The sequence below is a fragment of the Streptomyces sp. NPDC054956 genome (assembly GCF_053609185.1).
Genome location: NZ_JBSGXB010000288.1, coordinates 1 through 9,816, shown reverse-complemented (window position 1 = coordinate 9,816; position 9,816 = coordinate 1). Strand labels below are relative to the sequence as shown.

The following is a 9,816-nucleotide window of genomic DNA, read 5'->3' as shown; positions in this document are numbered from 1 at the left end:
GGCGAGCGGGACGGCGCGGGCCTGCCCTGATCGGGGCCGGGCGGGCCTGCGGGGCCCGGGCCTGTGGGCCGCCCGGCTTCGGCCTACGCCTGCGGGTCGCCCGTGACGCGGCGGGGGAGTCCCAGCGGGTTGGCCTCGCGCAGCTCCGGCGGGAGCAGGGCGTCCGGCACCGACTGGTAGGCGACGGGGCGCAGCCAGCGCTCGATCGCGGTGCCGCCGACCGAGGTGGAGTGGGAGGTGGCCGCCGGGTAGGGGCCGCCGTGGTGCTGGGCCGGGGCCACGGCGACACCGGTCGGCCAGCCGTTCACCACGACCCGCCCGGCCAGCGTCGTGACCTGGGAGATCAGCTCCGCCGCGGGCCCCGGTCCGCCGTCGGCCTCGGCGGCCGACAGCTGGAGCGTCGCGGTGAGGTTCCCGGGGAGCAGGCCGAGGACCGCGGCGGCCTCGTCCTGGTCGGCGTACCGCGCGAGCACGGTGACGGGGCCGAAGCACTCCTCCAGGAGCAGCTCGTACGGGCCGCCCTCCAGCAGGGTCCGCGCGGGGACGCTCAGGTAGCCCGCGCCGACGGTGTGCTCGTCGCCGGAGCCGGGCGTGACGGGTGCCTCGACCCCGGGCAGCGCGGCGCGTTCGCGGACTCCGGCGACGAAGTTCTCCCGCATCCGGTGGTCGAGCAGCACTCCCGGCCCGGTCTCCGTGAGCGCCTTGGCCAGCGCCCCGGCCAGCAGGTCGCCGCCCGCGCCCTCGGGTACGAGGACCAGGCCCGGCTTGACGCAGAACTGGCCGACGCCCAGCGTGACCGAGCCCGCCAGCCCGCCGCCGATCTCCTCGGCGCGCTCGGCGGCGGCCGCCTCGGTGACGACGACCGGGTTCAGCGAGCCCAGTTCCCCGTGGAAGGGGATCGGTACGGGACGGCTGGAGGCGGCGTCGAACAGCGCCCGCCCGCCCCGGATGGAACCGGTGAACCCGGCGGCGCTGACCAGTGGGTGTCGGATCAGCTCCAGGCCCGAGCCGAAGCCGTGCACCACGGAGAGCACCTCGGCCGGCAGCCCGGTGGCGACGGCCGCGCGGCGCAGCAGCGACGCGCAGAGCTCGGAGGTGGCCGGGTGGTCGGGGTGCGCCTTGACCACGACGGGGCAGCCGGCGGCCAGTGCGCTGGCGGTGTCGCCGCCGGGCACGGAGAAGGCGAGCGGGAAGTTGGAGGCGGCGTAGACCGCGACCACGCCCAGCGGCACCTTGTAGCGGCGCAGCTCCGGGCGGGGCGGGGCGGTGGTGGGGTCGGCGCGGTCGATGCGCACGTCGAGGTAGGAACCCTCGTCCACGGCGTCGGCGAAGGCGCGCAGCTGGCCGGTGGTGCGGGCGAGCTCGCCGGTGAGCCGGCCGGAGCCGAGCGCGGTCTCGGCGTCGGCGGTCTCGACGATCCGCGCGGCGGCCCCGTCGAACAGGTCGGCGGCGGCGCGCAGGAAGGCGGCGCGGGCGGCGGCGTCGGCGAGCGCGCCGCGGGCCGCGTGGGCCGCGCGGACCGCTTCGTCCACCTCCTGGGGTGTGGCCTCCACCGCAACCTGCTCGCGCTGCTTCCCGGTGCGGGGGTCCACACTCCAGACTGGTGCTGCTGCCATGGCGAATTGCCTCCTGGATCTACGCTGACCCGCACGGATGCGTTCAGTATTGTGAACGCCGTTCCGGTGGATGAATGATCACATTCATCGTGGACTCTATTTCCGCGTCTTCCGGGTTGACAAGAGACAAAGGGGCACGAAGGCGAATGACGACAGCTGAGTCGGGGGGCTCGGGCGCGCCGGCGGCCGTCAAGTCGGCCGTACGCACGGTCCTGCTGCTGGAGCACTTCGCGTCGCGGCCGGGGCTGCACAGCCTGGCCGACATCCAGAACGACCTCTCCCTGCCCAAGTCCAGCCTCTACATGCTGCTGCGCACTCTGGTGAACCTGGGCTGGGTGGAGACGGACGCGACGGGGACGCGGTACGGCATCGGAGTGCGGGCGCTGCTCGTCGGCAGTTCCTACATCGACGGGGACGAGGTCGTCGCGGCGGCGCGGCCCACGCTGGACCGGCTCTCCGACGACACGACGGAGACGATCCACCTGGCCCGGATGGACGGGACGAGCGTGGTCTACCTGGCGACCCGGCAGTCCCAGCACTACCTGCGGCCCTTCACCCGCGTCGGGCGGCGGCTGCCCGTCCACTCGACGGCCCTGGGCAAGGCGCTGCTGGCCACGCACACGGACGACGAGGTACGGGCGCTGCTGCCGCGGCGGCTGGAAGCCGTCACCGAGCACACCATCACCGACCGGGACCAGCTCGTGGACGAGCTGGCCCTGGTGCGGGAGCAGGGGTACGCGGTGGACCGCGAGGAGAACACGCTCGGGCTGCGGTGCTTCGGGGTGGCGGTGCCGTACCGGACGCCGGCGCGGGACGCGGTGAGCTGCTCGGTGCCGGTGGCGCGGCTGACTCCGGGGCACGAACAGGTCATCAAGGCGGCGCTGTTCGAGGCGCGGGACCGGCTGTCGGTGGTGACGCGGCGGATGTGAGGCGGTGGGCGCGGGCGCGGCTTCGGGCGCGGGCGCGGGCCCGGCGTGCGGCGCAGGTGGTGCGGGGGAGGGCGGGTTCCCTCCCCCGGGCGGGGGAGGCGGTTCCCCTTCAAGGGGGAGGTGGCGGCGCAACGGACGCGGGACCGTTGGGTCATGACCACGCGAGAGGTTCACCCGAGCGGCACGACGTTCACCACGAGGCCGTCCGCGGCCCCCGTCATGGGGACCGGGCGGCGGACCCTGCGGGCGGTGGCCCTGGCCGCCACCGTCCCGTACCTGGCACTGAAGGCCGCCTGGCTGGGCGGGAGCCACATCGGGATACCCGACGGCAGTGTGCTCCTGAAGCCCGGACTGTTCTTCACCGTGGCCAATTCGGTCACGCTGGTCATGGACGCCACCGTGATCCTCATAGTGCTGGCGCTCACCCGGCCCTGGGGCATGCGCGTGCCGTCGTGGCTGCTGGCCGTCCCGGTCTTCGTCGCCACCGGACTGCTCACCCCGATCCTGACCGGGTTCCCGGGCCAACTGCTCGTCAAGGCGCTGGGCATGGGGGCGGACGAGCCGGCGGGGGCGGCCCGTGAGGCCTTCCTCGACCCGTGGGTGTTCAACGTCGTCTACGGCGGCTTCACGCTTCAAGGACTCGCCCTGGCCGGGCTGTTCGTGCCCTATGCGCGGAAGCGCTGGGGCCGGCGCTGGCAGGGCGTGCTGGGGAAGAGGCTCCCGTCGTCCACGGGGGTGGTGGCGGGAGCCTCGGCGGTACTGGCCACGGCGGTGGCCTCGGTGCTCCTGTACTGGGCGTTCGGGGGCACGGCGGGGCTGACCGCGAAGCAGGTCGCCGCGTACTCCGCGGAGACGGGGGTGGTCGGCGCGGTCCACGCGATATGCGCGCTCACCGCCGCCGTCGGGGCGCTGTCGCTGGCCCGGGGCGGCGAGCGTCCGGTGCGGGGGCCGCTGGCGCTCGCGTGGGTCGGGTCGGCGGCGGCGCTGAGCTGGGGAGCGTGGCTGCTGATCGCCGTGCTGGGCGCTGATCCCGAGGGCGAACAGCTCTCCGCCATAGTCCACTTGGCCTACGCTGGCCAGATGATCACCGGAATACTCGGCGCCGTCGTCCTCACCCGGTTCCTCGCCTCCCGCCGCACGGTGTGACACGGGTGGGGAAGACGGCGACGGCGGGAGGGAGGGCCGGCCCGGGCCGGCTGCTGGGGGCGCGGGCCCGGCTGCGCTGGGTGCACCTGATACTCGGCGGGGCCCTGCTGATGCCGTACTTCCTGCTGACGCAGGTGGTGGTCGGGGGCCTCGCCGGCGGGAGCGACGCACGCACCTCTCTGCCGCTCAGCTTCGCCGCCTACGCCCTGGCCCTGCCGATCGTCGCCGTGAGCGGGCTGTTCGGACTGGTCCGGCCGATGTCGGTGGCCGCGGTACGGGCCATGTGCGCGGTGCCGGGGGAACTGCTGGCCGAGGGGCGGGCCCGGAGCTGGGCCGCCCGGGGGCGGACCGCTGGCTGGTGGACCCTGCACCTGGGGGTCGGCGCACTGGTCAGCGGGATGACCCTGGCGATCCCGCCCATGGCGGTGGTGCTGATCGCCCTGCCGTTCGTGAGGGCGCTGCGGGAGCTCCCGCTCGGGCTCGGCTGGTTCGGCACGGGCGCCGAGCCGTACGTGGCCCCCGTGCTCGGGATCGGCCTGCTGGCCGGGCTCGTCCTGTGTGCCGCCGGGGCCGCGGCGCTGCTGGCCCGGCTGGCGCCCGTCCTGCTCGGGCCGACGGCGGCGGACCGGCTGGCGGCGGCCGAGGAACGGGCCGCCGACCTGGCGGTGCGCAACCGGCTGGCGCGGGAACTGCACGACGCCGTCGGGCACGCGCTGAGCGCGGTCACCCTCCAGGCGAGCGCCGCCCGGCGGGTGCTCGACAGCGACCCGGACTTCGTGCGGGAGGCGCTGGCCGCGATCGAGGACACCACCCGGCGGACGGTCGGCGAGCTGGACGCGGTGCTCGGCCTGCTGCGCGAGGGGGACGGCACGGGCAGCGGGGAAACCGGGCCGGCGCCGACGCTCGCCGGAGACCTCGACGGGCTGGTGGCCCGCAGCCGGGCCGCCGGGACCCCGATCGGCGTGCACGAGGAACCGGGGCCGGCCGGGGACTGGGCGCAGCTCCCGGCGATCGCCTCCCGCGAGGCGTACCGGATCGTGCAGGAGGGGCTGAGCAACGCCCTCCGACACGGGGCGGGCCCGGTCGGCCTGCGGATCCTCGTAAGGGAACGGAGCGGACACAGTGAACTGGAGATCACCATGACGAACGGACCGGCCGCCGGCCACGGGGCGGGGCAGGCCGTGGAGGCTCGCACCACCGGGGGCCGGGGACTGCGGGGCGCCGCCGAGCGGGCCGCGCTGCTCGGCGGGCACGTCGAGGCCGGACCGCACGAGGGCGGCTGGCGGCTGCGCGCGGTCCTCCCCCTCGGCGGGGGAGCCCGATGAGCGGGGCGCCCGGGCCGCAGGACGGCTCGGAGTCCCGGCCGGCGCTGCGCGTCGTCCTGGCCGACGACGAGCGGATGGTCCGCACCGCCCTGCGGGTCATCCTCGACGCCGAGCCCGACATGACGGTCGTCGGGGAGGCGGCCACCGGCGCCGAGGCCGTGTCCGTGGTCCGCACGCTCGTCCCCGACGTGGTGCTGATGGACGTCCGGATGCCCGAGATCGACGGCATCCGGGCCACCGAACGCATCATGGCCACCATGGAGCGGCCGCCCCGGATCGTGGTGGTGACCACCTTCGAGAACGACTCGTACGTGTACGACGCGCTGCGCGCGGGAGCCGCCGGGTTCCTGCTCAAACGGGCCGGCGCCGATGAGCTGACCGGTGCCGTCCGGCTGGTGGCCCGCGGCGACTCGCTGCTCTTCCCGGCGGCCGTCCGCTCCCTGGCCGCCGCCCACACCCCGCCCGGCGCGGGACCCGCCGCCGCGCCGTGGGTGGCCCGGCTCACCGACCGGGAGGCCGACGTACTGCGCCTGATGGCCACCGGGCTCTCCAACCACGAGGTGAGCGAGCGCCTGGGCGTCGGCCCGCAGACGGTCAAGACGCACGTCGCCTCGATCCTGGCCAAGACCGGCTCCCGGGACCGTACGCAGGCGGTCATCGCGGCCTACGAGGGAGGTTTCCTCATGAGGAAAAGCTGAGAACTCCGCCACAATCGGGGCAGAGCGGAACGCCCGGGGCTGCTGGGGCGTCCTTCTGGGGGATGAACAAGACGATCAGGCGTGCGTCGGTCTTCTGTCTGCTCCTGGTGCTGGCCCTTTTGGTGCGGGTCACCTGGGTGCAGGCGTATCAAGGCCAGGCCCTCGCAGACGACAAGAACAACAAGCGCAACCTCATCGGGCAGTACGAGAACCCGTTGGGGAACATCATCGTGGGCGGGGAGGCGATCACCGGCTCCACGAAGACGGACGGCAAGAACTACGGGTACAAGCGGACGTACACCGACGGTCCGCTCTACGCGCCGATCACCGGCTACAGCTCCCAGGCCTTCGGGGCGAGCATGCTGGAGGGCGTCTACAAGAACATCCTCAACGGCTCCGACAACCGTCTCAAAACGATCATGGACACGCTCACCAACAAGCGGGCCGCCCCGGGCAACGTCCTGACCACGATCGACAAGAACGTGCAGAAGGCGGGCTGGGACGCGCTGCAGGGCAAGCAGGGCTCCGCCGTGGCGGTCGATCCCGTGACGGGCGAGATCCTGGCCGTGGTGAACAACCCGTCCTTCGACCCGAACACGATCGCCGGCGCGACCGACGCGGACCAGAAGGCCTGGGACGCGCTCAACGCCGACAAGGGCAAGGCGATGGAGAACACGGCGCTGCGCAAGCCGCAGGCGCCCGGCTCCACCTTCAAGCTGGTCACGCTGGCGGCGGCCATCGAGAACGGCCTGGTCACGAACATCGACACGCCCACCGGCATCCCGGGCGACTACATGATCCCCGGCACGCGGACCAAGCTGCGCAGCGAGGTGTCCGACGACATGTGCAACAACGTGTCGCCGCGCACCGCGCTCAAGCTGTCCTGCAACAACGTCTTCGCCGAGTTCGCCCACAAGCTGGGCCAGGAGAAGATGCGGGCGATGGCGGAGAAGCTCGGCTTCAACGTGGTGCAGAAGCTCCCCGTCTGGGCCAGCCCGGCCAGCAAGTACCCCAAGGACAAGATGTCGGTCGACCAGGTCGCGCAGACGGGTATCGGCCAGTTCGACGTCCAGGCCACCCCGCTGCAGATGGCGATGGTCACGTCCGCGATCGAGAACGGCGGGAAGCTGGTCTCCCCGCACGAGGTCTCCGAGGTCACCGACTCCAACGGCAACGTGCTGGAGAGCTTCAAGGACCCCAAGTCCCAGCAGGTGATGAGCGAGAAGACCGCCTCGATGGTCCAGGACGCCATGCGGACGGTGGCCACCGAGGGCGGTGGCAGGAACGTCCAGATCCCGGGTGTGGAGACGGGCGCCAAGACGGGCACCGCCCAGCGCGGCGTCAACAACAGCCTGCCGCCGCTCGCCTGGTACACCACGTACGGGAAGCTGAACGGCAAGCAGATCGTGGTCACCGTGGTGATCGAGAACTCGGACACCGACCGCTCCGAGATCGGCGGCGGCAAGCTGGCCGCCCCCGTCGCGCAGAAGATGATGGAGGCGTGGCTGAAGAAGTAGCCGCGCCGACCGCCTCGCGCCGGGGGCGACCGTACGGGTGGCCGAATCGGAGCAGTGCCGGACGCGAGCGGAGCGCGCCGGGAACCCACGGGGTTCCCGGCGCGTTCCCTTTCCCATGATCCGCAGCGCGCACCCCGCCGACCTCGACGCCATCGCCGCCCTCCACACCCGGGCCCGCGCCACCTACTACCGGGGCCGGATCCCCGAGGAGGTCTACGGCGGCGCGGCCGAGCTGGCGCGCACCCGCGAGGGCTGGTCGCTCGCGGTGGCCCGCGCCGGGGCCGACGGCGGGGTGCTGTGCGCCGAGCGCGACGGCGAGCTCACCGGGGTCGCCGCCTTCCGCACCACCGACGGCGAGACCACCCTCACCCAGCTCCACGTGGACCCGGCGCACTGGCGCCGGGGCACCGGCGCCGCCCTGCACGCCGCCTGCCTGGACGCCTGGCGCCGGGCGGGCGTCCGCCGGGCCCGGCTCGAGGTCTACGAGCACAACCTGCGCGCCCAGGCCTTCTACGCCACCCACGGCTGGCTCCCGGACCCGGCGGGGAGCCGGTCCGGCTCTCACCGCACGCTCTGGCTCGCGGTGGCGGAACCGTCCGGGGAATGAGACCGGACCCCGGTTGGTTGAACACGGAACAGTTGATTCCGTGGAGGGAAGAAGGAACATGCGCGTCGAGATCTGGAGCGACATCGCCTGCCCGTGGTGCTACATCGGCAAGGCCCGTTTCGCCAAGGGGCTGTCCGAGTTCGCCCACCGTGACGAGGTCGAGGTCGTCTTCCGTTCCTTCGAGCTCGACCCGAACAGCGCCAAGGGGCAGGTGGCGCCCGTCCTGGAGATGCTGGCCAAGAAGTACGGCCGCACCCTCGAGGAGGCGCGCGGCATGGAGGAGCACGTCGCCGCGAGCGCCCGCGCCGAGGGGCTGACGTACCGCACCGAGGGCCGCGATCACGGCAACACCTTCGACATCCACCGCCTGCTGCACCTGGCCGCCGCCCGCGGCCGCCAGGAGGAGCTCCTCGACCTCGCCTACCGCGCCAACTTCGGAGAAGAGCGCTCCGTCTTCGACCCCGAGGTGCTGGTCGCGCTCGCCGTCGAGGCCGGCCTGGACGAGGCCGAGGCGCGCGCCGTGCTCGCCGACGAGTCCGCCTACGCCGCCGAGGTGCGCGCCGACGAGCGCGAGGCGGCCGAACTCGGAGCCAACGCCGTGCCGTTCTTCGTCCTCGACCGGCGTTACGGGATCTCGGGCGGCCAGCCCGCCGAGGTGTTCACCCGGGCGCTGGAGCAGGCCTGGGCCGGGCGCGAGGTGCTCACGCCGGCCGCCCCCGAGGGCGAGGCCTGCGAGCCCGACGGTGCGTGCGCGGTGCCGCAGCCGTAGTCCCGCATAAGCATTTCTTTGGTGGGGTGTGCAGGATCCGGCAATGGATTTTGGGTTGGTCCTGGCGCAGAGTGAAGGCCATGGACCTTCTTCCGCCCGAAGCCGTCCGCGGCGAGTTCGCACACTCCACCACCTACCTCAACACTGCCAGCTGCGGAGTCCTCCCGCGAGCCGCCGTCGCCGAGGTGAGCCGGCTCGCCGAGGCGGCCGGGGCCGGAATCCCGGCCGGCTTCGGCGACTTCGGCCGCGTCGAGAAGGTCCGGGAGGCGTTCGCCCGGATCGTCGGGGTCGACACGGACCGCGTGGCCCTCGGCTCGGCCGTCTCCACCCACGTCGGCCTGGTCTCCGCCTCGCTCCCGGCCGGGGCCGAAGTCCTGTGCCCCGAGGGTGATTTCGCCTCCGTCATCAATCCCTTCGTGGTGCGCGACGACCTCAAGGTCCGCTTCGCCCCGCTGGAATCCCTCGCCGAAGCCGTCGGCCCCGGCACCGCACTGGTCGCGCTCAGCGCCGTACAGTCCGCCGACGGGCGTACGGCGGACCTCGAGGCGATCCGCGCCGCGACCGCCGAGCACGGGGCGCGGATGCTGGTCGACGCCACGCAGGCGGCCGGCTGGCTGCCGTTCGACGCGAGCCCGTACGAGTACACGGTCGCCGCCGGGTACAAGTGGCTGCTCGCCTCGCGCGGGGTCTCCTACCTCACCGTCTCCGAAGAGGCCCAGGACGCCCTGACCCCGATGCACGCCGGCTGGGTGGCGGCCGAGCCCATGTGGGAGTCCATCTACGGCCCGGTGTCGCGACTGGCCCGCGGGGCCCGGCGCTTCGACGAGTCCCCGGCCTTCCTCGGCTACCACGCCGCCGAGCGCTCGCTGGCGCTGCTGGAGCGGATCGGCGTCGAAGCCGTCCACCGCCACGACACCGCCCTGGCCGCCCGCTACCGCGCCGGACTCGCGCGCCTGGGCCACGAGCCCGTCCCGGGCGGATCCCCGATCGTCTCGGTCCCGGGCCTGGCCGGCCGCCAGGAGGAGCTGCTCGCCGCCGGCGTGGTCACGTCCGCCCGGGCCGGCCACCTGCGGGCCTCCTTCCACCTCTACAACACGGAGGCGGACGTGGACCGGCTGCTGAACCTCCTGGAGGGCTGACCGGACGCGAGCCCGGCCGGGGTGCCCCGGCCGGGGCACCCCGGCCGGTCAGGCGGACCAGGCCGCGGCC

The 9,816-nt window shown here is 73.6% G+C and carries 9 protein-coding genes; 8 read left to right on the top strand and 1 reads right to left on the bottom strand.

Annotation, left to right across the window (positions count from 1 at the left end; genetic code table 11):
• Positions 1 to 83 precede the first annotated feature (83 nt).
• Positions 84 to 1,616: an aldehyde dehydrogenase (NADP(+)) gene (locus ACWGDE_RS31375; RefSeq protein ID WP_453392419.1), complete on the bottom strand. Its 1,533-nt coding sequence runs from the start codon at positions 1,614 to 1,616 to the stop codon at positions 84 to 86.
• Positions 1,617 to 1,762: 146 nt separating this feature from the next.
• On the opposite strand from ACWGDE_RS31375, the gene ACWGDE_RS31370 reads away from it, so the two are divergent.
• The 8 genes from ACWGDE_RS31370 (at position 1,763) to ACWGDE_RS31335 (ending at position 9,746) form a co-directional block, all read left to right on the top strand.
• Positions 1,763 to 2,545, top strand: a complete 783-nt coding sequence (locus tag ACWGDE_RS31370) for an IclR family transcriptional regulator (protein WP_453392418.1) — start codon at positions 1,763 to 1,765, stop codon at positions 2,543 to 2,545.
• Between the two features lie 153 nt (positions 2,546 to 2,698).
• The gene (locus ACWGDE_RS31365) at positions 2,699 to 3,691 is read left to right on the top strand and encodes a hypothetical protein (protein WP_453392417.1); all 993 of its coding nucleotides are present in this window, start codon (positions 2,699 to 2,701) and stop codon (positions 3,689 to 3,691) included.
• Between the two features lie 5 nt (positions 3,692 to 3,696).
• Positions 3,697 to 5,016 (top strand): sensor histidine kinase, encoded by a 1,320-nt coding sequence (locus tag ACWGDE_RS31360; RefSeq protein WP_453392416.1) that lies wholly within the window; start codon positions 3,697 to 3,699, stop codon positions 5,014 to 5,016.
• Positions 5,013 to 5,714: a response regulator gene (locus ACWGDE_RS31355; protein ID WP_453392415.1), complete on the top strand. Its 702-nt coding sequence runs from the start codon at positions 5,013 to 5,015 to the stop codon at positions 5,712 to 5,714. Before ACWGDE_RS31360 ends, ACWGDE_RS31355 begins: the two co-directional genes overlap by 4 nt.
• Positions 5,715 to 5,776: 62 nt before the next feature.
• Positions 5,777 to 7,231, top strand: coding sequence for a penicillin-binding transpeptidase domain-containing protein (locus ACWGDE_RS31350; RefSeq protein ID WP_453392414.1), 1,455 nt, complete (start codon positions 5,777 to 5,779; stop codon positions 7,229 to 7,231).
• Between the two features lie 115 nt (positions 7,232 to 7,346).
• Positions 7,347 to 7,838, top strand: a complete 492-nt coding sequence (locus tag ACWGDE_RS31345) for an N-acetyltransferase family protein (RefSeq protein WP_453392413.1) — start codon at positions 7,347 to 7,349, stop codon at positions 7,836 to 7,838.
• Positions 7,839 to 7,896: 58 nt separating this feature from the next.
• Complete coding sequence (locus ACWGDE_RS31340) at positions 7,897 to 8,607, top strand: DsbA family oxidoreductase (protein WP_453392412.1); 711 nt, start codon at positions 7,897 to 7,899, stop codon at positions 8,605 to 8,607.
• An 80-nt stretch (positions 8,608 to 8,687) separates the two neighbouring features.
• Positions 8,688 to 9,746, top strand: coding sequence for an aminotransferase class V-fold PLP-dependent enzyme (locus ACWGDE_RS31335; RefSeq protein ID WP_453392411.1), 1,059 nt, complete (start codon positions 8,688 to 8,690; stop codon positions 9,744 to 9,746).
• Positions 9,747 to 9,816: the final 70 nt, after the last annotated feature.

Excerpts from the sequence above, each read along its gene's own strand:
- ACWGDE_RS31375 (WP_453392419.1), bottom strand. The coding sequence starts at position 1,616 with ATGGCAGCAGCACCAGTCTGGAGTGTGGACCCCCGCACCGGGAAGCAG.
- ACWGDE_RS31370 (WP_453392418.1), top strand. The coding sequence starts at position 1,763 with ATGACGACAGCTGAGTCGGGGGGCTCGGGCGCGCCGGCGGCCGTCAAG.
- ACWGDE_RS31365 (WP_453392417.1), top strand. The coding sequence starts at position 2,699 with ATGACCACGCGAGAGGTTCACCCGAGCGGCACGACGTTCACCACGAGG.
- ACWGDE_RS31355 (WP_453392415.1), top strand. The coding sequence starts at position 5,013 with ATGAGCGGGGCGCCCGGGCCGCAGGACGGCTCGGAGTCCCGGCCGGCG.
- ACWGDE_RS31350 (WP_453392414.1), top strand. The coding sequence starts at position 5,777 with ATGAACAAGACGATCAGGCGTGCGTCGGTCTTCTGTCTGCTCCTGGTG.
- ACWGDE_RS31345 (WP_453392413.1), top strand. The coding sequence starts at position 7,347 with ATGATCCGCAGCGCGCACCCCGCCGACCTCGACGCCATCGCCGCCCTC.
- ACWGDE_RS31340 (WP_453392412.1), top strand. The coding sequence starts at position 7,897 with ATGCGCGTCGAGATCTGGAGCGACATCGCCTGCCCGTGGTGCTACATC.
- ACWGDE_RS31335 (WP_453392411.1), top strand. The coding sequence starts at position 8,688 with ATGGACCTTCTTCCGCCCGAAGCCGTCCGCGGCGAGTTCGCACACTCC.